Annotated in this window: 20 protein-coding genes and 1 tRNA gene; 1 reads left to right on the forward strand and 20 read right to left on the reverse strand. The window is 59.8% G+C overall.

Going from position 1 to position 24,572, the window contains the following annotated elements; genetic code table 11:
- Positions 1–120: 120 nt before the first annotated feature.
- The 13 genes from pnp to ftsH all read right to left on the reverse strand — a co-directional run bounded on the left by pnp (position 121) and on the right by ftsH (position 14,394).
- On the reverse strand, positions 121–2,226 hold the full coding sequence (gene pnp / locus CK486_RS09760; protein WP_095940110.1) for a polyribonucleotide nucleotidyltransferase: 2,106 nt from the start codon (positions 2,224–2,226) through the stop codon (positions 121–123).
- 164 nt (positions 2,227–2,390) lie between these two features.
- A complete protein-coding gene (rpsO, locus tag CK486_RS09765; protein WP_095940111.1) occupies positions 2,391–2,660 on the reverse strand; it encodes a 30S ribosomal protein S15 in 270 nt (89 codons plus the stop codon).
- A gap of 122 nt (positions 2,661–2,782) precedes the next feature.
- Positions 2,783–3,700, reverse strand: a complete 918-nt coding sequence (truB, locus tag CK486_RS09770; RefSeq protein WP_095940346.1) for a tRNA pseudouridine(55) synthase TruB — start codon at positions 3,698–3,700, stop codon at positions 2,783–2,785.
- Between the two features lie 2 nt (positions 3,701–3,702).
- Positions 3,703–4,086 (reverse strand): 30S ribosome-binding factor RbfA, encoded by a 384-nt coding sequence (rbfA, locus tag CK486_RS09775; RefSeq protein WP_095940112.1) that lies wholly within the window; start codon positions 4,084–4,086, stop codon positions 3,703–3,705.
- Between the two features lie 79 nt (positions 4,087–4,165).
- A complete protein-coding gene (infB, locus tag CK486_RS09780) occupies positions 4,166–6,652 on the reverse strand; it encodes a translation initiation factor IF-2 (protein WP_095940113.1) in 2,487 nt (828 codons plus the stop codon).
- Positions 6,653–6,679: 27 nt separating this feature from the next.
- On the reverse strand, positions 6,680–8,161 hold the full coding sequence (nusA, locus tag CK486_RS09785) for a transcription termination factor NusA (protein WP_095940114.1): 1,482 nt from the start codon (positions 8,159–8,161) through the stop codon (positions 6,680–6,682).
- Positions 8,162–8,243: 82 nt separating this feature from the next.
- Positions 8,244–8,702: a ribosome maturation factor RimP gene (gene rimP, locus CK486_RS09790; protein ID WP_095940115.1), complete on the reverse strand. Its 459-nt coding sequence runs from the start codon at positions 8,700–8,702 to the stop codon at positions 8,244–8,246.
- A gap of 265 nt (positions 8,703–8,967) precedes the next feature.
- Positions 8,968–9,053: transfer RNA gene (locus CK486_RS09795), tRNA-Leu, on the reverse strand.
- 9 nt (positions 9,054–9,062) lie between these two features.
- A complete protein-coding gene (gene secG / locus CK486_RS09800; RefSeq protein WP_095940116.1) occupies positions 9,063–9,446 on the reverse strand; it encodes a preprotein translocase subunit SecG in 384 nt (127 codons plus the stop codon).
- A 2-nt stretch (positions 9,447–9,448) separates the two neighbouring features.
- Positions 9,449–10,204 (reverse strand): triose-phosphate isomerase, encoded by a 756-nt coding sequence (tpiA, locus tag CK486_RS09805; protein WP_095940117.1) that lies wholly within the window; start codon positions 10,202–10,204, stop codon positions 9,449–9,451.
- A 65-nt stretch (positions 10,205–10,269) separates the two neighbouring features.
- Positions 10,270–11,610 (reverse strand): phosphoglucosamine mutase, encoded by a 1,341-nt coding sequence (gene glmM, locus CK486_RS09810; protein ID WP_095940118.1) that lies wholly within the window; start codon positions 11,608–11,610, stop codon positions 10,270–10,272.
- A 16-nt stretch (positions 11,611–11,626) separates the two neighbouring features.
- A complete protein-coding gene (gene folP, locus CK486_RS09815; RefSeq protein ID WP_095940119.1) occupies positions 11,627–12,478 on the reverse strand; it encodes a dihydropteroate synthase in 852 nt (283 codons plus the stop codon).
- An 8-nt stretch (positions 12,479–12,486) separates the two neighbouring features.
- On the reverse strand, positions 12,487–14,394 hold the full coding sequence (ftsH, locus tag CK486_RS09820) for an ATP-dependent zinc metalloprotease FtsH (RefSeq protein ID WP_095940120.1): 1,908 nt from the start codon (positions 14,392–14,394) through the stop codon (positions 12,487–12,489).
- Between the two features lie 385 nt (positions 14,395–14,779).
- Between ftsH and yhbY the strand changes: the two genes are divergently transcribed.
- Positions 14,780–15,094, forward strand: a complete 315-nt coding sequence (yhbY, locus tag CK486_RS09825) for a ribosome assembly RNA-binding protein YhbY (RefSeq protein WP_095940121.1) — start codon at positions 14,780–14,782, stop codon at positions 15,092–15,094.
- A 20-nt stretch (positions 15,095–15,114) separates the two neighbouring features.
- On the opposite strand, the gene CK486_RS09830 is transcribed toward yhbY, so the two are convergent.
- The 7 genes from CK486_RS09830 to dnaK form a co-directional block, all read right to left on the reverse strand.
- Positions 15,115–15,555, reverse strand: coding sequence for a DUF4149 domain-containing protein (locus tag CK486_RS09830; protein ID WP_176481684.1), 441 nt, complete (start codon positions 15,553–15,555; stop codon positions 15,115–15,117).
- Positions 15,533–16,009, reverse strand: coding sequence for a transcription elongation factor GreA (gene greA, locus CK486_RS09835; RefSeq protein WP_095940122.1), 477 nt, complete (start codon positions 16,007–16,009; stop codon positions 15,533–15,535). The genes CK486_RS09830 and greA overlap by 23 nt, the downstream gene beginning before the upstream one ends.
- Positions 16,006–19,227 carry a carbamoyl-phosphate synthase large subunit gene (carB, locus tag CK486_RS09840; RefSeq protein WP_095940123.1) on the reverse strand — a complete coding sequence of 1,074 codons (3,222 nt, stop codon included), beginning with the start codon at positions 19,225–19,227 and terminating at the stop codon, positions 16,006–16,008. The genes greA and carB overlap by 4 nt, the downstream gene beginning before the upstream one ends.
- Before the next feature lie 35 nt (positions 19,228–19,262).
- Positions 19,263–20,399: a glutamine-hydrolyzing carbamoyl-phosphate synthase small subunit gene (carA, locus tag CK486_RS09845; protein ID WP_095940124.1), complete on the reverse strand. Its 1,137-nt coding sequence runs from the start codon at positions 20,397–20,399 to the stop codon at positions 19,263–19,265.
- A gap of 184 nt (positions 20,400–20,583) precedes the next feature.
- The gene (dapB, locus tag CK486_RS09850; RefSeq protein ID WP_095940125.1) at positions 20,584–21,387 is read right to left on the reverse strand and encodes a 4-hydroxy-tetrahydrodipicolinate reductase; all 804 of its coding nucleotides are present in this window, start codon (positions 21,385–21,387) and stop codon (positions 20,584–20,586) included.
- A 29-nt stretch (positions 21,388–21,416) separates the two neighbouring features.
- A complete protein-coding gene (dnaJ, locus tag CK486_RS09855) occupies positions 21,417–22,547 on the reverse strand; it encodes a molecular chaperone DnaJ (RefSeq protein WP_095940126.1) in 1,131 nt (376 codons plus the stop codon).
- A 109-nt stretch (positions 22,548–22,656) separates the two neighbouring features.
- Positions 22,657–24,570, reverse strand: a complete 1,914-nt coding sequence (gene dnaK, locus CK486_RS09860; RefSeq protein WP_095940127.1) for a molecular chaperone DnaK — start codon at positions 24,568–24,570, stop codon at positions 22,657–22,659.
- Positions 24,571–24,572 lie beyond the last annotated feature (2 nt).

Here is a 24,572-nt window from a genome sequence, read left to right on the forward strand (position 1 = left end):
CGGGGTGATAGTGACAGTACGTCTTGTCCATCCGTGTGACATCCCTGATCGATAGGCGCCCATTCTCCGGGCAAAAAAAGGGGGCCTGCAAGGCCCCCTTTCTTCTTAGCGGTCGCTGGCTTAGACGCCAGAGGCCTCGGCAGCTTCAACGTCCTTCATGGACAGCTTGATGCGGCCGCGGTTGTCGACGTCGAGCACCAGGACTTTGACCTGCTGGCCTTCCTGCAGAACGTCGGTGACCTTGTCGATGCGCTTGTCGCTGATCTGCGAGATGTGCAGCAGGCCATCCTTGCCCGGCAGGATGCTGATGAACGCGCCGAAATCGACGATGCGCTCCACCTTGCCTTCGTAGATCTTGCCGATTTCGGCTTCGGCGGTAATGCCCAGCACGCGCTGACGAGCAGCTTCAGCGGCATCCTTGGTTTCGCCGTAGATCTTCACGCTGCCATCGTCTTCGATGTCGATGGAAGCCTTGGTCTCTTCGCAGATGGCACGGATGGTCGCGCCGCCCTTGCCGATGACGTCACGGATCTTGTCCGAATCGATCTTCATCTGAATCATGGTCGGAGCGTTTTCCGACAGCTCGGCACGTGCAGTACCGATCACCTGATTCATCTGGCCGAGGATGTTCAGACGCGCTTCCAGCGCCTGCTCCAGGGCTTTTTCCATGATCTCTTCGGTGATGCCGTTGATCTTGATATCCATCTGCAGAGCAGTGATGCCCTTGGCGGTACCGGCTACTTTGAAGTCCATGTCGCCCAGGTGGTCTTCGTCACCGAGGATGTCGGTCAGTACGGCAAACTTGTCGCCTTCCTTGACCAGACCCATGGCGATACCTGCTACCGGCGCCTTGACCGGCACACCGGCATCCATCAGAGCGAGGGAAGCACCGCAAACCGACGCCATGGAGCTGGAGCCGTTGGATTCGGTGATTTCCGAGACCACGCGGATGGTGTAGGGGAACTCCTCCTGGCTCGGCAGCATGGCCTGAACGCCACGACGGGCAAGGCGGCCGTGACCGATTTCACGACGGCCGGCACCGCCCATGCGACCACACTCACCAACCGAGAACGGCGGGAAGTTGTAGTGCAGCATGAAGCTGTCCTTGCGCTCGCCTTCCAGGGTATCGAGCAGTTGAGCGTCGCGCGCGGTACCGAGGGTAGCAACTACCAGCGCCTGGGTCTCGCCACGGGTGAACAGTGCCGAACCGTGGGTTTTGCCCAGTACGCCGACTTCGATCTTCAGCGGACGCACAGTGCGGGTATCGCGGCCGTCGATGCGCGGCAGACCGTTGACGATGTTCTCGCGCACGGTGCGGTATTCCAGCAGACCGAACACATCCTTTACTTCGCCAGCGGAGAACTGACCTTCGCCTTCACCGGCGAACTTGGCCACCACCTGCTCACGCAGCTCGTCCAGACGGTTGTAGCGATCCTGCTTGATGGTGATGGTGTAGGCCTGGGAGATGGCAGCACCGAACTCGGCCTTGATGGCATTGACCAGCACGGTGTTCTCGGCCGGAGCGCTCCAGTTCCAAGCTGGCTTGCCGGCTTCGGCCGCCAGTTCCTTGACCGCCTTGATCACGGACTGGAACTCTTCATGGGCGAACAGCACAGCACCCAGCATCTGGTCTTCGGTCAGCTCTTCGGCTTCCGACTCCACCATCAGTACGGCGGTGTCGGTACCGGCCACGACCATGTCCAGGCTGGAGCTCTGCAGCTGCTCGTAGGTCGGGTTGAGGATGTAGCCGATTTCCGGGTGGAAACCAACGCGGGCAGCACCAATCGGACCGCTGAACGGAATGCCGGAGATGGCCAGAGCGGCGGAGGTACCGATCATGGCAGCGATGTCCGGATCGGACTTCTTGTTGGTCGACACCACCGTGCAGACAACCTGCACTTCGTTCATGAAGCCTTCCGGGAACAGCGGACGGATCGGGCGATCGATCAGACGCGAGGTCAGGGTTTCCTTCTCGGAAGGACGGCCTTCACGCTTGAAGAAACCGCCGGGGATACGGCCAGCGGCATAGGTTTTCTCTTGGTAGTGGACGGACAGCGGGAAGAAGCCCTTGCCCGGATCGGCCTGCTTGGCGCCGACCACAGTCACCAGCACGGTAACGTCGTCCATGGTGACCAGTACAGCACCGCTGGCCTGACGGGCCATGCGGCCGGTTTCGAGGGTGACGGTCGACTGACCGAACTGGAATTGCTTGATGACCGGGTTCACGGTGTCTTTACCTTCTCTATTTGTTGCTCTTGGGGAAATCGCGGGCAGCTACGGGAATCGGACCCGGTACCGTCCAAAACGCGGAAGACGGAAAGCCAGAAGCCGAAAGCAGGGTTTCCCCCACTTCCGGCTCCAGGCTTCCGCTCCAAATCTGCAACGCTAAATTAGCGACGCAGACCCAGGCGACCGATCAGGGCGCTGTAACGAGCAGTGTCAACGTTCTTCAGGTAGTCCAGCAGCTTGCGGCGCTGGTTAACCATGCGGATCAGACCACGACGGGAGTGGTGATCCTTGGCGTTGTCCTTGAAGTGACCCTGCAGCTTGTTGATGTTGGCGGACAGCAGGGCAACCTGCACTTCCGGAGAACCGGTGTCGCCTTCAGCGCGCTTGTAGTCGTTTACGATCTGGGCTTTTTCTTGAGCGCTCAGTGCCATGGTTAGGGCTCCTCTGAGTGAACAGGCCAGGGCTTTAACCCTGTGTTTTAAAATGAGGAATGACCATGCCTGTTAACAGCCACCCTCGGTCCCCTGGCAGATAAACCCGCCAGCGGTTTCGGTCAGACCGACCGAATCAATCGACGCGGAGCAATTCGCCCGTCGTCCGTCACCTCACCGATACCGATGAAGCGTCCTTCGTGATCCTGTACCCGCAGCATGCCGAACTTCGGTGCCTCCGGTGCGCGAACCGGCTGCCCATGCAACCAGTAGTACGCGCTGTGTTCCGAGAGCTGCACCAGCGGCCAGTGCTGCAAACCCGCATCCGCCGGCAGGAGAAACACATCCAGCGCTTCCGGGCCGCCCTCAGCATGAGCTTTTTCCAGCGTTTCCAGACTCACAGCCTGGTCCAGCACAAAAGGCCCAGCCTGCGTCCGGCGCAGTTGCGCTACATGGGCACCACAGCCAAGCACCTGACCAAGATCCTCGACCAGGGTGCGAATATAGGTGCCTTTACTGCAGGCTACATCGAGCGTCGCCAGTGGCGACTCGAAGGCCTCCACCTCAAGGCGCGATATAGTAACAGATCGCGCCTCGCGCTCCACTACCTCTCCTGCCCGGGCCAATTTGTACAACGGCTGACCATCCTTCTTCAACGCCGAGTACATGGGCGGTATCTGCTTGATATCACCACGAAAACCCGCCAGTGCCTGCTCCAGTTCGGAGCGACCAACGGTCACCTCGCGGCGCTCAAGGACATCACCTTCGGCATCCCCGGTGGCGGTGGTCACCCCCAGCTGCGCCACGGTGCGGTAACCCTTGTCGGCATCCAGCAGGTACTGGGAGTACTTGGTCGCCTCACCGAAGCAGAGCGGCAGAACCCCCGTGGCTAGCGGATCAAGGCTACCGGTATGACCGGCCTTCTCCGCATTGAGCAGCCAGCGCACCTTTTGCAGCGCCTGGTTGGAGCTCATGCCCAGTGGTTTGTCGAACACCAGAATGCCGTTGACTGCACGGCGAACACGCTTGACCTGGGCCACGCTCAATCCTCGCCCTGCTGCTTGCGACGATCTTCAGCCAGCGCCTGATCGATCAGGGCGGACAGATGCGCACCACGGGAGATGCTCTCGTCATAGTGGAAATGCAGCTGCGGCACACTGCGCAGTTTCATCACCTTGCCCAACAGCATGCGCAGATAACCGGACGCATCGTTGAGGATATGCAGATTGGCACGCACCTTGTCCGCATCGGTGTCGCCCATCAGGGTGATGAACACCTTGGCGTGGCCCAGATCGCGACTGACCTCGACAGCCGTGATGGTGACGAAGCCCAGACGCGGATCTCTCACTTCACGCGGGATCATGACGGCCAGCTCTTTCTGCATCTGGTCGCCGATGCGCTGGGTGCGACTGTAATCTTTTGCCATTTTCCTTTACCTCATAAGCGGCAAACGCCCGGCCCCGCAAACAGAGCGGAGCCGGGCGCTGCAGGGCGAACGGGCAACCTTACAGGCTGCGCGCCACCTGGACTTTCTCGAACACCTCGATCTTGTCGCCGACCTTGACGTCGTTGTAGCTCTTCACCGCGATACCGCACTCCATGCCGTTACGCACCTCGGACATGTCGTCCTTGAAGCGGCGCAGGGATTCCAGTTCGCCTTCGAAGATCACCACGTCGTCACGCAGCACACGGATCGGACGATTACGGTACACAACACCCTCGACCACCATGCAGCCGGCGACCGCGCCGAACTTCGGCGAGCGGAACACGTCACGCACTTCGGCGATACCCAGGATGTTCTCGCGTACATCGCTGCCAAGCATGCCGGTCAGGGCCTTCTTGACGTCTTCGATGATGTCGTAGATCACATTGTAATAACGCATGTCCAGGCCTTCGGCCTCGACGATCTTGCGCGCACCGGCGTCGGCACGCACGTTGAAGCCGAACAGTACCGCGTTGGAGGCCAGTGCCAGGTTGGCATCGGACTCGGTGATACCACCGACGCCGCCACCGACCACACGCACCTGCACTTCGTCGTTGCCCAGACCGCTGAGCGAACCCTGCAGCGCTTCCAGCGAGCCACGGACGTCGGATTTGAGGACGATGTTGAGCGTCTTCTTCTCTTCCTGGCCCATGTTCTCGAAGATGTTCTCCAGCTTGCCGGCATGGGCACGGGCCAGTTTCACCTCACGGAACTTGCCTTGACGGAACAGCGCGACTTCACGGGCCTTCTTCTCGTCGGCAACCACGGTCATGTCGTCGCCAGCTTCCGGCGTGCCATCCAGACCGAGAATCTCGACCGGAATCGACGGACCGGCTTCCTTGATCGACTTGCCGTTCTCATCAAGCATGGCGCGCACGCGGCCATAGTTGACGCCGACCAGCACCATGTCGCCCTGACGCAGGGTACCGTCCTGAACCAGCACGGTAGCTACCGGGCCACGGCCCTTGTCCAGACGGGACTCGACGACCACGCCACGGCCCGGAGCCGACGGAGTGGCTTTGAGTTCAAGCACTTCAGCCTGCAACAGCACGGCTTCGAGCAGCTCGTCGACACCGGTACCCATCTTCGCGGAGACGTGAACGAACGGCGCATCGCCGCCCCACTCTTCCGGGATAACGTCCAGAGCGGCCAGGCCGTTCTTGATGTTGTCCGGATTGGCGTCCGGCTTGTCGATCTTGTTGACCGCAACGACGATCGGCACGCCGGCCGCTTTCGCGTGCTGCACGGCTTCCTGAGTCTGCGGCATCACGCCGTCGTCAGCCGCCACCACCAGAATGACGATGTCGGTCGCCTTGGCACCGCGGGCACGCATCTGGGTAAACGCAGCGTGACCCGGGGTGTCGAGGAAGGTGACCATGCCGCGGTCGGTTTCGACGTGGTAGGCACCAATGTGCTGAGTAATGCCACCGGCCTCGCCGGCGGCCACCTTGGCACGACGGATGTAGTCGAGCAACGAGGTCTTACCGTGGTCAACGTGACCCATCACGGTCACAACCGGCGCACGGGATACGGCTTCACCTTCGAACTTCAGAGACTCGGCCAGTTGTTCTTCCAGAGCGTTCTCGCTGACCAGCTTGACCTTGTGACCAAACTCTTCAGCTACCAGTTGGGCAGTTTCCTGATCCAGCACCTGGTTGATGGTCACCGGGGTGCCCAGTTTGAACATGAACTTGACGATTTCCGCGCCCTTGATCGCCATCTGCGATGCCAGTTCGGCCACGGTAATGGTTTCGCCAATGTTCACATCACGCACGATCGGCCCCGCTGGGCTCTGGAACCCATGTTGGTTGCGCTTCTTCAGCTTGGACTTGCCACCACGGCCACCACGGCGGAAACCATCGGTCTCCTCGTCGGTGCTGCGCGGTGCCACACGCGGCGCAGGAACCTTCTCTTTCTCTTTGACCGAAGGACGGTGTGCCGAGTGTTTGCGGTCGCGACGCTCATCGTCATCACGAGTCGGAGCCGGACGATCCGGCACACGACGGACTTCGTCCTTCTTGCGCTCTTCCTGCGGAGCGGCAGCAACAGCTTCGACAACTGGAGCCACTTCAGCGGCAACCGGTGCTGCAGCCTGAGCCTGACGACTTGCTGCCTCGGCAGCCTGCTTCTTGGCTTCTTCGACCGCCTTCTGGCGGGCCGCTTCCTCGGCAGCCTGCTGCTCAGCGAGCTCGCGCAGACGCTCCGCCTCCAGCTCTTCCGGGCTGCGCTTGACGTAGGTTTTCTTCTTGCGCACTTCAACGCTGACCGTCTTGCTGCCCGCGACCTTCAGGGTCGTGGTGGTTTTGCGCTGCAGGGTAATCTTGCGCGGCTCTTCAACCTTCTCGCCGTGACTACCCTTCAGGTAGGCCAGCAGAGCCTGCTTTTCGTTATCGGTCACAACCTGGTCGGCGCTGGAATGCGACAGACCGGCCTCACGCATCTGCTGCAGCAGGCGCTCTACCGGCGTATCGACCACTTTGGCCAGTTCTTTCACCGTGACTTGCGTCATGCACTTCTCTCCTCGGACAGCGACCGCTTACTCAAACCAGTGAGCGCGGGCTGCCATGATCAGCTTGCCGGCACGCGCTTCATCCATACCGTCGATCTCGAGCAGGTCATCAATCGACTGCTCCGCCAGATCCTCACGGGTAATCACACCGCGCATGGCCAGCTCTGCAGCCAGTTCGCGGGTCATACCGTCCAGGTTGACGAGATCTTCGGCAGGATGGGCATCCGCCAGTTTTTCCTCTGTGGCGATCGCCTTGGTCAGCAAACGATCCTTCGCGCGGGCGCGCAGCTCATTGACGATATCTTCATCGAAACCGTCGATATTGAGCATTTCTTCCATCGGCACATAGGCGATTTCTTCCAGGCTGGTGAAGCCCTCTTCGACCAGCACCTGCGCCAACTCTTCATCCACTTCCAGTTCATCAATGAACTGCTGGAGGATGTCACCAGTTTCTTCCTGCTGCTTGGCCTGGATGTCCGCTTCGGTCATGACATTCAGGGTCCAGCCAGTCAGCTGACTGGCCAGACGCACGTTCTGGCCGCCACGACCGATGGCCTGGGCCAGGTTGTCCTCGGCAACGGCGATATCCATCGCGTGGGCATCTTCGTCAACGATGATGGCCGCCACTTCGGCAGGCGCCATGGCATTGATCACGAACTGCGCCGGGTTGTCATCCCACAGCACGATATCCACGCGCTCGCCACCCAGCTCACCGGAAACGGCCTGGACGCGCGAACCGCGCATACCGATGCAGGCACCCTGCGGATCGATTCGCTTGTCTTTGGAGCGCACGGCGATCTTGGCGCGCGAACCCGGGTCACGGGCAGCTGCCATTACGTCGATCAGTTGCTCGGCAATTTCCGGCACTTCGATGCGGAACAGCTCGATAAGCATCTGCGGTGCAGTACGCGACAGAATCAGTTGCGGACCGCGGTTCTCGCTGCGGATTTCCTTGAGCAACGCACGCAGGCGGGCACCAACACGGAAGGTTTCACGCGGAATGATGTCTTCACGAGCCAGCAGAGCTTCGGCATTGTTGCCCAGATCAACGATTACGTTGTCACGAGTCACTTTCTTAACGGTGCCGGAGATGATGTCGCCAACGCGCTCGCGATAGGCTTCAACTACCTGAGCACGCTCGGCCTCACGCACTTTCTGCACGATAACCTGCTTGGCAGTTTGCGCCGCGATACGACCAAACTCGATGGAGTCGATTTTCTCTTCGACAACGTCACCAATCTTGGCGCCCGCCTTGATCTCTTGAGCCTGCTCCACGGTCAGCTGAGCTGCCGGATTCTCAAGGTCATCTTCATCAACAACAGTCCAGCAACGGAAACTCTCGTAGTTGCCACTGTGACGATTGATTTCAACCCGCACTTCGACTTCGTCGTCGTAACGTTTCTTGGTGGCAGTCGCAAGCGCCAGCTCCAGCGCTTCGAAAATCACACTGGCCGGCACGCCCTTTTCATTGGACACCGACTCTACAACCAGCAGTACTTCTTTACTCATCGTACGCCTCGCCTATCTCAATCCGTTGGACCCGCGGAATCCGCGCTCTATGCGTGTTCAGCGCCAGCTGCGGAGCCGCGCTTCAATCAAACCGGGGAATGATGTTGGCCTTTTCAATGGAATCGACCGGTAGCAGGTATTCATGCTCGTCCGCCTGGACAATCACATCCTGCTCCTCGACACCCTTCAGCAGACCCTGAAAGTTGCGACGTCCCTCAAATGGCGAACGCAGCTTGATCTTCACTTGCTCGCCGGCATGTTTGGCAAACTGCTCAAGCGTGAACAGCGGCCGATCCATGCCTGGCGACGAAACCTCGAGGGTGTACTCGGAGCTGATGGGATCTTCAACATCCAGCACACCACTGACCTGACGACTGACCTTTTCGCAGTCATCCACCTGAATGCCATTGGCATGATCGATATAGACACGCAGTAACGAGTGTCGCCCCTGGGAAATGAACTCAATCCCCCAGCACTCATAACCCAGCGCCTCAACGACCGGAGCCAACATGGCCTGCAACTGTTCCAGCTTGCTCGACACGTGAACCTCTCGTGCATGCCGTGAAAATAAAAAATGGGCGAAACGCCCATCCCATGTGCCGCCGCATGACGACCAAAACTGTCCAGCTAGCAAAAAGCCCCTAAAAAGGGGCTTCGCGACCACTGGTGCGCGAGCCTGGCCTCCGAAAATGGAGCAACCCTGCACCGCAACAAAGCTGATACGAAAGGATACAGCTCCATAACCCTTTCGGTCAACCTTGCGACCAGTAACGACAACGCCCGCATGAAGCGGGCGTTGTCTTATATGGTACCGAGGAGGGGACTCGAACCCCTACAGCCTATGGCCACTACCACCTCAAGGTAGCGTGTCTACCAATTCCACCACCTCGGCAAAACCGTCTTACTGCCCCTCTGCGGGAGGAACATCGGAAGCAGCGCCAGCCTCAGGCTTTTGCTCTTCCAGAACCGGCACATCAGATGCTGCCGGAACTTCTTGCTTCTGCTCAAGCACTGCCGGATCCGGCAGACCTGCACCACTCAGCTCGTCAGCTTTCTCTTTAGCAAAGAACGCTAAGCCCAAGCTGGTAATGAAAAATACGGCAGCGAGTATAGCAGTAAACCGACTCAGAAAGGTAGCAGAACCTTGGCTTCCGAATACAGTTGCCGAAGCACCCGCACCAAAGGACGCACCAGCATCCGCACCTTTACCCTGCTGCAACAGCACCAGAACCACAAGGCCCAGCGCCATCAGCAGATGAATCACGACTACGACAGTCTCAAGCATTCTCAGTTTCCTGCGGCGCGACAAATCGCACCAAACTCATCTGCATTAAGTGAGGCGCCACCAATAAGCCCCCCATCAATATCCGGCATGCCGAACAACTCGACAGCATTAGCGGCCTTCACACTGCCACCATAAAGAACGCGCAAACCACGCGCCACTTCAGCATTCTCTGCAGCAACCTGAGCACGTATTGCCGCATGCACTTCCTGGGCCTGCTGAGGCGTTGCCGTCAGCCCTGTACCAATCGCCCATACCGGCTCATACGCCACAACAGCTCGGGCAAAGGCACCAACACCCAACTCTTCAATCACCGCACCCAACTGGCGCGCAACAACCGACAAGGTATCACCCGCCTCACGCTCCTGCAGGGTCTCCCCAACACAGAGAACGGGCTGCAAACCACATGATTGCGCCGCTTCGAACTTCCGCGCAACCTGCTGATCGGTCTCACCCAGCACCATGCGGCGCTCGGAATGCCCAACCAGAACAAAGGCACATTCAGCGTCATGCAACTGACTTGCGGCAACCTCACCAGTCAACGCCCCCTGCATCGGCTCAACCGAGCAGTTCTGAGCACCGACCGCAATCGACTTGCCACGCAGCTCATGAACAACCTGCTGCAGGTACAGACAGGGCGGAAGAACCGCTACGTCCACACCTGCTGGCAACGCCAACTGACGGAGCCCTTTGATCAGCTCTGCGACGCTGGCGCGGGTACCGTGCATTTTCCAGTTACCAGCTACCAAGGGGCGACGCATGCTCTACCTCGTCGATCAAAGTGGGCGCAGATGTTACCCAAGCGAAAATGAAGAGGCAAGAAAAATCAGGCACATACCTCAGCCACCAGAGCAGCCAGCGACTCCGCATGCGCGCGAACCACCTGCTCATCCTCACCTTCGACCATGACCCGCACCAGCGGCTCGGTTCCCGACTTGCGCAACAACACGCGCCCCTTCCCAGCCATGGCAGCAGTAACTTCCGCACACGCTGCCTGAACCCGGTCATCAGCAACAGGATCATTGGCACCAGCCTGGTAGCGGACATTGATCAGCACCTGCGGACACTTGCGCATCGCCTGACGCGCCTCCGCCAGACTCTGACCGGAGCGCCGCAAGGCCATCACAACCTGCAGTGCCGCAATGATCGCGTCCCCCGTGGTTGTATGCTGGAAGCACACCAGGTGACCCGAGCCCTCTCCACCCAGAACCCAACCACGCTCAAGCAGTTCAGCAATCACATACCGATCGCCGACCTTCGCACGCACAAAGGGAATACCCAACTCCTGCAGAGCCAACTCCATCCCAAGATTACTCATGAGCGTACCGACAACCCCGCCCTCGAGACGCCCACGCTCATGCAGATCCCGAGCAATGAGGAATAGCAGCTCATCACCATCCACCACAACGCCCGCATGATCGACCATCAATACCCGGTCGCCATCGCCATCAAAGGCGATCCCAATATCTGCACCCTGCGATACAACCGCTGCCTGCAAAGCCTCGACATGAGTCGAGCCACAGTGATCATTGATGTTCAAGCCATTGGGCTGAGCAGCAATTACCGAAACATCAGCTCCCAACTCGCGGAATACACTCGGCGCCACCTTGTAAGTTGCGCCATGAGCACAATCGAGCACTACCTTCAGCCCAGCAAGGTTGGTACTGGTCGGCACACTGCTCTTGCAGAACTCGATATAACGCCCTGCAGCATCATTGATGCGAGACGCCTTGCCAATCTGCGCCGACTCAACCACCGTCATTGGCTGATCCAGCAACTCCTCGATCATCAATTCCACTTCATCTGGCAACTTGGTGCCCTGACTGGAAAAGAACTTGATGCCATTATCGTCATGCGGATTGTGCGAGGCACTGATGACAATGCCCGCCTCCGCCTGAAAAGTGCGGGTCAGGTAGGCCACTGCCGGAGTTGGCATAGGCCCCAGAAGCTGCACATCGGCGCCGGCAGCAGCCAACCCAGCCTCAAGAGCAGACTCGAACATATAGCCAGAAATGCGCGTGTCCTTGCCAATCAGGATGCGGCACTTGCCGTGCTTGCGGAAAGCCATGCCCGCCGCCCAGCCGAGCTTGAGCATGAACTCGGGAGTGATTGGATACTGCCCGACATGACCACGAATACCGTCGGTTCCGAAATACTTTCTGCCCATTAGTACTACATCCTTTTTATTCAGCGCATCGCACCGCATCGATCATGCGCACGACATCGACAGTATCAGCCACATCATGGACGCGAATGATATGAGCACCTTTGGCAACCGCCAAGGCCGCCAAAGCCAAACTACCGGGCAGACGGTCTTCCACATCGCGCCCCAGCACCTTGCCGATCATGCTTTTACGCGACACACCAACCAGCAAAGGACTACCCAGCTCATGCAGCCGCTCCATCTGACGAAACAGACTGAGGTTGTGCGCCAGCGTTTTGGCAAATCCAAACCCCGGATCCACCAGCAGCTTATCCCTAGCAATACCGGCCTGCACGCAGGCCAACTGGCGCTCACGCAGAAAACCCATCACATCAAGCAGCACGTCGTCATAGAGCGGATTGTCCTGCATGGTCTGCGGCTCACCATGCATATGCATGAGACAAACTGCCATACCACTCTCTGCTGCAGCCTGGAGAGCCCCTTCCCGCTGCAATGAACGCACATCATTGATCAAGCCAGCCCCCAGCCGACCGCACTCACGCATCAGCGCAGGTGTCGACGTATCCACCGACACCACAACATCCAACTCCGCCACGATACGCTCGACCACAGGCGCAACGCGCTCCATCTCCTCAACTGGAGAAACGGGGTGAGCACCCGGACGAGTCGACTCGCCGCCGACATCGATCAAGGAAGCCCCAGCCCTGACCATCGCTTGCGCATGGAAAAGCGCCGCATCCAGAGCACTGTAACGGCCGCCATCAGAAAAAGAGTCGGGGGTGACATTGAGAATACCCATCACGTGCGGATGGGCCAAATCAAGAACCCGGCTACCACACGGCAGCCGGGTCAGAGAAGGCTGACTGGTCATCGAAAGCCTTAGTGCTCGCCGGCCGGACCACCGATTGGTGACTGCGGCGCATCTACCGGAGCATCTGGCGTCGCAGTACTACCCGAACCGCCCTGCCAGTCACGCGGCTCGCGAGGCGGGCGGCCGTCCATGATGTCACTGATCTGCTCGGCATCAATGGTTTCGTACTTCATCAACGCCTCGGCCATCACATCCAGCTTGTCTCGATTTTCTTCGAGCAGGCGCCGCGCACGACCGTAACTGTCATCAATGATGCGGCGAACTTCCTGATCAATCAGCTTGGCGGTATCACCCGACACATTGGTGTGTTGACTGCCCGCACTGCGCCCCAGGAAGACTTCACCCTCCTCTTCGGCATACATCAGCGGACCGAGCTTTTCCGACAAGCCCCACTTGGTCACCATGTTTCGTGCAATCTGGGTAGCGCGCATGATGTCATTGGACGCACCCGTGGTCACACCATCGAAACCCAGGGTCATCTCCTCAGCGATACGCCCACCGAAGAGCGAACAGATCTGACTCTCCAGCGCACGCTTGGACAGGCTGTAACGATCTTCCTCGGGCAGGAACATGGTCACACCCAAAGCACGCCCGCGCGGAATGATCGATACCTTGTAGACAGGATCGTGCTCAGGCACCAAACGACCGACGATGGCGTGCCCCGCTTCGTGGTAGGCCGTGTTGAGCTTCTCCTTGTCGGACATGACCATGGATTTGCGCTCGGCACCCATCATGATCTTGTCCTTGGCCAGCTCGAACTCCTTCATTTCTACCAGTCGTTTGTTGGCCCGAGCAGCAAACAAGGAGGCCTCATTCACCAGGTTGGCCAAATCCGCACCGGAGAAGCCCGGCGTGCCACGCGCAATAACGGCCGCATCGACGTTATCGCCCATTGGCACCTTGCGCATGTGGACCTTGAGAATCTGCTCACGACCACGGATATCCGGCAGACCGACCACCACCTGACGGTCAAAGCGACCTGGACGCAGCAGCGCCGGATCCAGCACGTCGGGACGGTTGGTGGCCGCAATGACGATGATGCCATCGTTCATTTCAAAGCCATCCATTTCCACCAGGAGTTGGTTCAGGGTCTGCTCGCGCTCATCGTGACCGCCACCCAGACCAGCGCCACGATGACGACCTACTGCGTCGATTTCATCGATAAAGATGATGCAGGGCGCATGCTTCTTGGCCTGTTCGAACATGTCACGCACGCGACTGGCACCGACACCAACAAACATCTCGACGAAGTCGGAACCGGAGATGGTGAAGAACGGCACCTTGGCTTCACCCGCGATAGCCTTGGCCAACAGGGTCTTACCGGTACCAGGCGGGCCAACCATCAGCACGCCACGGGGAATTCGGCCACCCAGACGCTGGAACTTGCCCGGATCACGCAGAAACTCGACCAGCTCACCGACTTCTTCCTTGGCCTCATCGCAACCGGCGACGTCAGCCAGAGTGGTTTTGACCTGATCTTCCGAAAGCAGCCGAGCCTTGCTCTTGCCAAAGCTCATCGGCCCACCCTTGCCGCCAGCGCCGCCTTGCATCTGGCGCATGAAGAACATGAAAACGGCAATGATGACCAGAATCGGGAAGCTGGCGACCAGCAACTGGGTCCAGATGCTCTGACGCTCAGGCTGCTCACCAATGATCTTGACGTTGTTGTCGAGCAGATCCTTGATCAGCCCACGATCTTCTATAGCAGGACGCACGGTATCGAACTTGGTGCCGTCCGCTCGCTTGCCGCTGATGATATAGCCGTTGACCGTCACCTCGGTGACTGCACCCTGCTGCACCTGCTGGATGAACTCGGAATAGTTCAGCTTGCTGGCTTCAGTAGGGCTGGAGAAGTTGTTCATCACCGTCACCAGGACGGCTGCGATGATCAGCCACAGGATCAGGTTCTTTGCCATATCGTTCAATTCACTACCCTCTGAAGCTCGCCCCATCCCGAGGCGCCACTCCGTATCACGGCTGGTTGATTACCCGCCTTAACTTACACCAAAGCCCCTCGCCCCGCAGGCACGCTCTGTAACGCTTTACTACCTGAAACCAGTCTAGGCTCCGCGAAAGCCACGAGCGAGCGGATTTTGCTCATGCACACGACTACTCAGCGACAGACGCCTGCCACCTACATTCAGCACAGATAGGCGCAACACAAAAGATATTGGGGCTATTTCAATAATCACAAGAGTAACCGAGCAATTACCGCTGATACTTGGGTTTGGCTGGGCTGCCATCGCTCGCTCGGTTAAACTAGCGACCGTTTCCAAAGAGTTCAGACCTAGAGGTCAAATTATGGCGCTCACTCAAGAGCAGAAGAAGCAGTTCAAATCCATCGGCCACCACCTCAAACCAGTGTTGATCGTGGCGGAAAACGGTTTGAGCGAAGGGGTTGTTGCTGAGCTGGAACGCGCCCTGAACGACCACGAACTGATCAAAGTGCAGTTTCGCATCACCGAGCGCGAAGATCGCCGCGCTCTCATCGATGAGATCAGCCGTGTCGGCCGCTGCGAACTGGTGCAGGTGATCGGCAAGATGGCACTGCTCTATCGCAGAAACCCCAAGCCGAACAAAAACCTGTCCAACATCAGCCGCTTCAGCGCACTCTGAGCATGACAGTGCGCAGCGCCTCAGGCGTTGCGCACCGATTCAATGGCCGGCCCCGCCTGCAATACCAGCAACAGTCCGCAAAAAGCCTGGCCGAGATAGCCCAGCAGCTGCCAGAACAATTCCGCCGACCACCAGTGCCGAGCCAGGAAGAACAGCAGCGCCAAGCCCAGCACCGCGAACAACAGCTGACCGCGCAAGCCCAGAACGGCGCGACGCCCCTCTGCCAGCCACAACACCCACAGCTGCAACAGTGCACAGAAAGCGGCGAAGCCTACCAGCGCCGGACGCAACCTGTCGGCCACGCCCTCCACCAGCAAGCTGGCCATCCCCGCCTGTTCCAGCATGGGCAACAGAACGAAGTGGAACATCCACATACCGCCCACCCAGCAGGTCAGGGCCAGGCGCCAGGTAATGACGCCCGCCGAGAGCGGAATGGCGTCAGAGATGGCGGACTTCGACAATCTCGTACTCGATCAAGCCACTGGGGGTCTGCACCGTCACCACATCACCCTCTTCCTTGCCGACCAGGGCACGGGCGATGGGCGAGCCAACGGAAATCTTGCCCTGCTTGATGTCGGCTTCGTCTTCACCAACGATCTGGTAGGTCACGCTCTCGTCGGTTTCAACGTTGGCGATTTCCACGGTAGTGCCGAAGATCACCTTGCCGGTATGCGCAATGGTGGTCACATCGATGATCACCGCATTCTGCAGACGACCTTCGATATCACGCACACGCGCCTCAACCATGCCCTGCTCTTCACGCGCGGCATGGTATTCGGCGTTTTCCTTAAGGTCACCCAGCTCGCGAGCCTCGGCAATCGCCTGACTGAGTGCGGGACGACGCACCTTGGTCAGGTGCGCCAGCTCCTCTTCCAGGGCGCGAGCGCCCTGAACGGTCATGGGGTACTTGTTCATGCCTTGATTCCTGCATGCAGATCCTGCAGCCGGCGCACGGTCTTCTCGGGACCGAACTTCAGCGCTTCGCAGACCGCCTGCCCCGCCGCGATGGTGGTGGTGCAGTAGATCTTGTGCTGCAGAGCGTTACGACGGATCGAATACGAGTCAGCGATGGACTGACGACCTTCGGTGGTGTTGATGATCAGGGTGACTTCGTCGTTCTTGATCATGTCGACGACATGCGGACGACCTTCAGTCACCTTGTTCACACGACGCACCGGCAGGCCGGCCGCCTCAATCACCTTGGCGGTGCCTGCAGTGGCCACCACCTCGAAGCCCAGCGCCACCAGGTCACGCGCGACCTGTACGGCCTCCGGCTTGTCATCCTCGCGCACGCTGATGAAAGCACAGCCGGAGTTCGGCAGGATTTCGCTGGCGCCCAGCTGGGCCTTGGCGAAGGCTTCGCCGAAGCTGTCACCAACGCCCATGACCTCACCGGTGGACTTCATTTCCGGGCCTAGGATCGGGTCGACACCCGGGAACTTGGCGAAGGGGAATACCGCTTCCTTGACGCTGAAGAACGGCGGGATGATTTCCTGGGTGTAGCCCACCTCGGCCAGGCTCTTGCCGGCCATGACGCGGGCCGCGACCTTGGCCAGCGACTCACCAACGCACTTGGAGACGAACGGCACGGTACGCGAGGCGCGTGGGTTCACTTCGATGACATAAATGTCTTCACCCTGCACGGCCATCTGCACATTCATCAGACCGACCACGCCGAGCTCCAGGGCCATCTTCTTGACCTGCTCGCGGATCTCGTCCTGGATGTGTGCCGGTAGCGAGTACGGCGGCAGCGAGCAGGCGGAGTCACCGGAGTGCACGCCGGCCTGTTCGATGTGCTGCATGATCGCGCCGATAACCACGGTCTCGCCGTCGCACACCGCATCCACGTCCACTTCAATGGCGCAGTTGAGGAAGCGATCAAGCAGCACCGGGCTGTCGTTGGACACTTTCACCGCTTCGCGCATGTAGCGCTTGAGCTCTTCTTCCTGATAGACGATTTCCATCGCCCGACCGCCCAGTACATAGGACGGACGCACGACCATCGGGTAACCGATGCCCTTGGATAGGGCCAGGGCCTCGTCTTCGCTGCGCGCGGTGGCGTTGGCCGGCTGGCGCAGACCGAGGCGCTGGACCATCTGCTGGAAGCGCTCGCGGTCTTCGGCGCGGTCGATGGCCTCGGGGCTGGTGCCGATGATCGGCACTCCGGCTTCTTCCAGAGCACGGCAGATCTTCAGCGGAGTCTGGCCGCCGTACTGCACGATCACGCCCTTGGGCTGCTCGACGCGAACGATTTCCAGCACGTCTTCCAGGGTCACCGGCTCAAAGTACAGGCGATCGGAGGTGTCGTAGTCGGTGGAGACGGTTTCCGGGTTGCAGTTGACCATGATGGTCTCGTAACCGTCTTCACGCATGGCCAGCGCGGCATGTACGCAGCAATAGTCGAACTCGATGCCCTGGCCGATGCGGTTGGGACCGCCGCCGAGAATCATGATCTTGTCGCGGCCGCTCGGATTGGCCTCGCACTCTTCCTCGTAGGTCGAATACATGTAGGCGGTATCGGTGGCGAACTCGGCGGCACAGGTGTCGACGCGTTTGTACACCGGCAGCACTTTTAGCTTGTGACGATGAGCACGCAGGCTCTTCTCGGAAACGCCGAGCAGCTTGGCCAGACGCGCGTCGGAGAAGCCCTTGCGCTTGAGCTTGAACATCAGGTCGTAGTCGATGGAGGACAGGCCGAGGGTCTTGACCTTCTCCTCGTCCTTGATCAGATCCTCGATCTGCACCAGGAACCATTCGTCGATGTTGGTCAGCTGGAAGACCTCATCAACGGTCTTGCCGGCGCGGAAGGCGTCAGCCACGTACCAGATACGGTCGGCACTCGGCACGGTCAGCTCGCGGCGCAGGGTGCTCTCGGCTTCCGGATCGTTGAGATCGAGTTTCGGATCAAAGCCGGCCACGCCCACTTCCAGGCCGCGCAGGGCTTTCTGCACGGATTCCTGGAAGGTACGACCGATGGCCATGACTTCACCCACGGATTTCATCTGGGTGGTCAGGCGGGCATCGGCCTTGGGGAACTTCTCGAAGGCGAAACGCGGAATCTTGGTGACGACGTAGTCGATGGCCGGCTCGAACGAAGCCGGAGTGCGGCCACCGGTGATGTCGTTCTGCAGCTCGTCAAGGGTATAGCCGACAGCCAGCTTGGCCGCGATCTTGGCGATCGGGAAACCAGTGGCCTTGGAGGCCAGCGCCGAGGAACGCGACACGCGCGGGTTCATCTCGATCACGACCATGCGGCCGGTATTCGGGCAGATACCGAACTGTACGTTGGAGCCGCCGGTTTCAACGCCGATCTCGCGCAGCACCGCCAGGGAGGCGTTGCGCATGATCTGGTATTCCTTGTCGGTCAGGGTCTGCGCCGGAGCCACGGTGATGGAGTCGCCAGTGTGCACGCCCATCGGGTCGAAGTTTTCGATGGAGCAGACGATGATGCAGTTGTCCTTCTTGTCGCGGACCACCTCCATCTCGTATTCCTTCCAGCCGATCAGCGATTCGTCGATCAGCAGCTCGCTGGTCGGCGACAGATCTAGGCCGCGGGCGCAGATTTCTTCGAACTCTTCGCGGTTGTAGGCGATACCACCGCCGGTGCCACCCATGGTGAACGACGGACGGATGATGCAGGGGAAGCCGACCTTTTCCAGAACGCCGTAGGCCTCTTCCATGCTGTGCGCGATGCCGGAAACCGGGCAGGCCAGACCGATGTCTTTCATCGCCTTGTCGAAGCGCGAGCGGTCTTCAGCCTTGTCGATGGTGTCGGCATTGGCTCCGATCATCTCGACGCCGAACTTTTCCAGCACGCCATGACGTTCCAGATCCAGCGCACAGTTCAGCGCGGTCTGGCCACCCATGGTCGGCAACAGAGCGTCCGGACGCTCCTTCTCGATGATCTTGGCCACGGTCTGCCATTTGATCGGCTCGATGTAGGTGGCGTCGGCCATGGCCGGGTCGGTCATGATGGTGGCTGGGTTGGAGTTCACCAGAATGACGCGGAAACCTTCTTCCTTCAGGGCCTTGCACGCCTGAGCGCCGGAGTAGTCGAACTCACAGGCCTGGCCAATGACGATGGGGCCGGCGCCGAGGATCAGGATGCTTTTGATATCTGTACGTTTTGGCATGTTTCTTACTCGAATCCTTGGGTCAGTCGGCAGGCTTAACGGCGCTTGGCCATGGCTTCGATGAAGCGGTCGAACAGCGGGGCCACATCATGCGGGCCCGGGCTCGCTTCCGGGTGCCCCTGGAAGCTGAAGGCTTCCTTGTCGGTGCGCTCGATACCCTGCAGGGTGCCGTCGAACAGCGACTTGTGGGTGGCACGCAGGTTGGCCGGCAGGCTGCTTTCTTCCACGGCAAAGCCGTGGTTCTGGCTGGTGATCATCACCACGCCGGTTTTCAGGTCCTGCACCGGGTGGTTGGCACCGTGGTGGCCGTGGCCCATCTTCACGGTCTTGGCACCGGAAGCCAGGGCCAGCAACTGGTGGCCCAAGCAGATGCCGAATACCGGAATCTCGGTTTCCAGCACTTCTTTGATGGCCTGAATGGCATAGTCGCACGGCTCGGGATCGCCAGGGCCGTTGGAGAGGAACACGCCATCCGGATTCAGAGCCAGCACTTCGCTGGCCGGGGTCTTGGCGGGCACCACGGTGACGCGGCAACCGCGCGCAACCAGCATGCGCAGGATGTTCAGTTTGACGCCGAAGTCATAGGCCACCACGTGATAAGGCAGTTCGGACGCAGCGATTTCCGGGTGGAAGTCGCCCTTGAGCTGCCACACACTGGAGCGCCACTCATAACGCTCGGCAGTGGTAACTTCCTTGGCCAGGTCCATGCCCTTGAGGCCCGGGAAGCTGCGCGCCAGTTCCAGTGCTTTCTCTTCAGTAGCGTCGTCGCCCACCAGAATGCAGCCATTCTGCGAGCCTTTCTCACGCAGGATGCGCGTCAGGCGGCGAGTATCGATACCGGCGATGGCCACGGTGCCGTTCTCTTTGAGATAGGCATCCAGCGGCTGCTTGTCGCGCCAGCACGAAGACAGCAGCGGCAGGTCACGAATGATCAGACCGGCAGCCCACACGCGGTTGGCTTCGGCGTCTTCCGGCGTGGTGCCGGTGTTACCGATGTGCGGGTAGGTCAGGGTAACGATCTGCTGGGCATAGGAAGGATCGGTGAGGATTTCCTGATAGCCGGTCATGGCCGTATTGAACACGACCTCACCAATGGTATGACCATCGGCTCCAATGGAATCGCCGCGAAAAATGCTGCCGTCAGCAAGGGCGAGTATGGCTGGCTTAGTCAAGAAGACCTCCCGTAGATCTAGGCTTGCGCAAACGCAGGTTGTAAAAAAGCGGGATGACGTGTTGACCGTCACCCCGCTTTTTTATCTGAACCATTCTGCGTAACTTTTAATGAACACACTAAAGCTGCATTTTACAGGAATGCGTCATTTTGGTCCACCGCAAGACTGGGTCGATTTGTCCCACTCAGCGTAAACCGAGCACATCCTGCATGTCGTACAGGCCTGCCGGCTGCTTTTCCAGCCACAACGCAGCGCGGACGGCACCATTGGCAAAGGTCATGCGACTGGACGCCTTGTGTGTGATCTCCACGCGCTCGCCATCGGCAGCGAACAGCACCGTGTGATCACCCACCACATCGCCGGCGCGCACCGTGGCAAAACCGATGGTTTCGCGTTCACGGGCGCCGGTCTGGCCTTCACGCCCATAGACGGCGACCTTTTCCAGATCTCGCCCCAGTGCATTGGCCACCACCTCGCCCATGCGCAGCGCTGTGCCGGACGGCGCATCGACCTTGTGGCGGTGGTGAGCTTCGATGACCTCGATATCGACATCATCGCCCAGCACACGCGCCGCCGTGTCGAGCAGCTTCAGACACAGATTGACGCCCACGCTGTAGTTGGCGGCAAACACGATCGGAATCTGCTTGGCCGCCTCAGACAGCAGCTGTTTCTCCTCTACCGTGAAACCGGTGGTACCAATGATCATGGCCTTGCCGGCCTGACGGCAGATTTCCAGGTTTTTCAGGGTCACGCTGGGATGGGTGAAATCGATCACCACATCAAACTGATCCAGCACAGCCGCCAGATCGCCTCCCAACACCACACCATTGCGGCCGATGCCCGCCAGCTCGCCCGCATCCGCGCCGATCAGGCTGCTATCCGGACGATCAATGGCAGCAGTCAGTTGTGCACCGACCGCCTGATTGACCGCTTCGATCAGATTCTTGCCCATGCGCCCGGCGGCGCCCATCACAGCAATTCGTCGCATCACTCAGCTCCAGGCTGCAGCGTTATTAATCAGAGGTCGCCAAAAAAGCGCTTCACACCCTCGAACCAGCCACTGGCTTTCGGCGAGTGCGAGCTGTCGCCTTCCAGCGAGCCACGGAACTCTTCCAGCAGCTCACGCTGACGCTTGCTCAGGTTGACCGGCGTTTCCACCGCCACCCGGCACATCAGGTCGCCGGCATCGCCACCGCGCACCGGAGCCACGCCCTTGCCACGCAGGCGGAACAGTTTGCCGGTCTGAGTGCCTTCCGGGATCTTCAGTTTGACCCGGCCATCCAGAGTCGGCACTTCCAGCTCGCCGCCCAGCGCCGCATCGGCGAAGCTGATCGGCACCTCACAGTACAGATGTTTGCCATCGCGCTGGAAGATCGAGTGCTCGCGCACACTGACCACCACGTACAGATCGCCCGCCGGACCACCCTGTGTCCCGGCTTCACCCTCGCCCGACAGGCGAATGCGGTCACCGGTATCGACACCCGCCGGCACTTTGACCGACAGCGTCTTGTGTTCTTCCACGCGCCCCTGACCATGGCAGCTGCCACAGGGATCGGTGATCATCTTGCCGCTGCCATGGCAGCGCGGACAGGTCTGCTGCACCGAGAAGAAGCCCTGCTGCATGCGCACCTGACCGGCGCCACCACAGGTGGTACAGGTCACAGGACTGGTGCCCTTCTTGGCCCCGGAGCCATCGCAGGTCTTGCAACCCACTAGAGTCGGCACCTTGATGGTCACGGTGGTGCCGCGCACCGCCTCTTCCAGATCAAGGTCCAGGGTATAGCGCAGGTCAGCACCACGCTGAGCCCCGCCGCGACCGCCACGACCGCCACCGCCGCCGAAGAAATCGCTGAACACATCGCCGAAGATGTCGGAGAAGCTCGCGCCACCGCCGCCACCAAAACCGCCGCCGCCCATCTGCGGGTCGACGCCAGCGTGGCCGTACTGGTCGTAGGCCGAGCGCTTGGCAGCATCGGAGAGCACTTCGTAGGCCTCGTTGGCCTCCTTGAACTTCTCCTCGGCTTCTTTGTTGTCCGGATTGCGATCCGGGTGATACTTCATCGCCAGGCGGCGATAAGCCTTTTTCAGCTCCGCCTCACTGGCACCGCGCTCGACTCCGAGCACTTCGTAATAGTCACGCTTGGCCATAACTTTCCTGCACCTTCAATTCGTACCGTCCAGATACGCCGACGCGGGAGCAAGCTCCCGCGCGGCAGATCATGCTCACCCGCAGGTGAGCCGGAGGGGAGCGTGACGCTTACTTGTTGTCTTTCACTTCTTCGAACTCGGCATCGACCACGTCGTCTGCCGCGCCTTTGGCGTCGCCCGCCGCACCGGCATCAGCTGCCTGAGCCTGCTCGGCATACATCTTCTGCGCCAGCGGAGCGGTGACTTCGGACAGCGCCGCCATCTTGGCTTCGATAGCCGCCTTGTCGTCGCCCTTGACGGCGGCGTCCAGCTCTTCGACAGCCTTCTCGATGGCCGCTTTTTCCTCGGCAGTCGCCTTGTCGCCCGCCTCGGTGATCATCTTGCGGGTGGCATGCACCAGCTGATCGCCCTGGTTGCGCGCAGTGGCCAGCTCTTCGAACTTGCGGTCTTCCTCGGCGTTGGCCTCGGCATCGCGCACCATCTGCTGGATTTCTTCCTCGGACAGACCGGAGTTGGCCTTGATCACGATGGACTGCTGCTTACCGGTAGCCTTGTCCTTGGCGGACACGTGCAGGATGCCGTTGGCATCGATATCGAAGGTCACTTCGATCTGCGGCACGCCACGCGGAGCCGGCGGAATCTCGGCCAGATCGAACTTGCCCAGCGACTTGTTGCTGCTGGCCTGCTTGCGCTCACCCTGCAGCACGTGAATGGTCACGGCGCTCTGGTTGTCGTCAGCAGTCGAGAACACCTGCGATTTCTTGGTCGGGATGGTGGTGTTCTTCTCGATCAGCGCAGTCATCACGCCGCCCATGGTTTCGATACCCAGGGTCAGCGGAGATACGTCGAGCAGCAGTACGTCTTTCACGTCGCCCGAGAGCACCGCGCCCTGAATGGCCGCACCGATGGCAACGGCTTCATCCGGGTTGACGTCCTTGCGCGCTTCCTTGCCGAAGAACTCGGCAACCTTCTGCTGCACCATCGGCATGCGGGTCTGACCGCCCACCAGGATCACTTCATTGATCTCGGAAACGTCGATACCGGCGTCCTTCAGCGCAGTGCGGCAAGGCTCGATGGTACGGGCAACCAGATCCTCAACCAGCGCTTCCAGCTTGGCGCGGGAAATCTTCACATTGAGGTGCTTCGGACCGGTCTGATCTGCAGTGATGTACGGCAGGTTGACGTCGGTCTGAGTGCTGGAAGACAGCTCGATCTTGGCCTTTTCAGCGGCTTCTTTCAGGCGCTGCATGGCCAGCGGATCGCCCTTGAGGTCCATGCCGCTTTCTTTCTTGAACTCGTCTACGAGGTAGTCGATCAGACGGATGTCGAAGTCTTCACCACCGAGGAAGGTGTCACCGTTGGTGGCCAGCACTTCGAACTGGTGCTCACCGTCAACCTCAGCAATCTCGATCACCGACACGTCGAAGGTACCACCGCCCAGGTCATAGACGATCACGGTGGAGTCGCCCTTGGCCTTGTCCATGCCATAGGCCAGCGCAGCCGCGGTCGGCTCGTTGATGATGCGCTTGACGTCCAGACCGGCGATGCGGCCGGCGTCCTTGGTGGCCTGACGCTGGCTGTCGTTGAAGTAGGCCGGCACGGTGATCACCGCTTCGGTCACGGCCTCGCCGAGGTAGTCTTCGGCGGTCTTCTTCATCTTCTTCAGCACTTCGGCAGAAATCTGCGGCGGCGCCATCTTCTGGCCCTTCACTTCCACCCAGGCGTCACCGTTGTCGGCCTTGGCGATCTTGTAAGGCACCATCTTGATGTCTTTCTGCACGACATCTTCTTCGAAACGACGACCGATCAGACGCTTGACCGCGTACAGGGTGTTCTGCGGGTTGGTGACGGCCTGACGCTTGGCGCTCTGACCAACCAGAGTCTCGCCATCGTTGCTGTAGGCGATGATCGAAGGCGTGGTACGCGCGCCTTCGGCGTTCTCGATAACTTTGACGTTGCCGTTTTCCAGGATCGCCACGCAGGAGTTGGTGGTGCCCAGGTCGATACCAATAATCTTGCCCATTT

It is taken from the genome of Pseudomonas sp. HAR-UPW-AIA-41 (genome assembly GCF_002304225.1).
In the GTDB taxonomy this organism is placed as follows: domain Bacteria; phylum Pseudomonadota; class Gammaproteobacteria; order Pseudomonadales; family Pseudomonadaceae; genus Aquipseudomonas.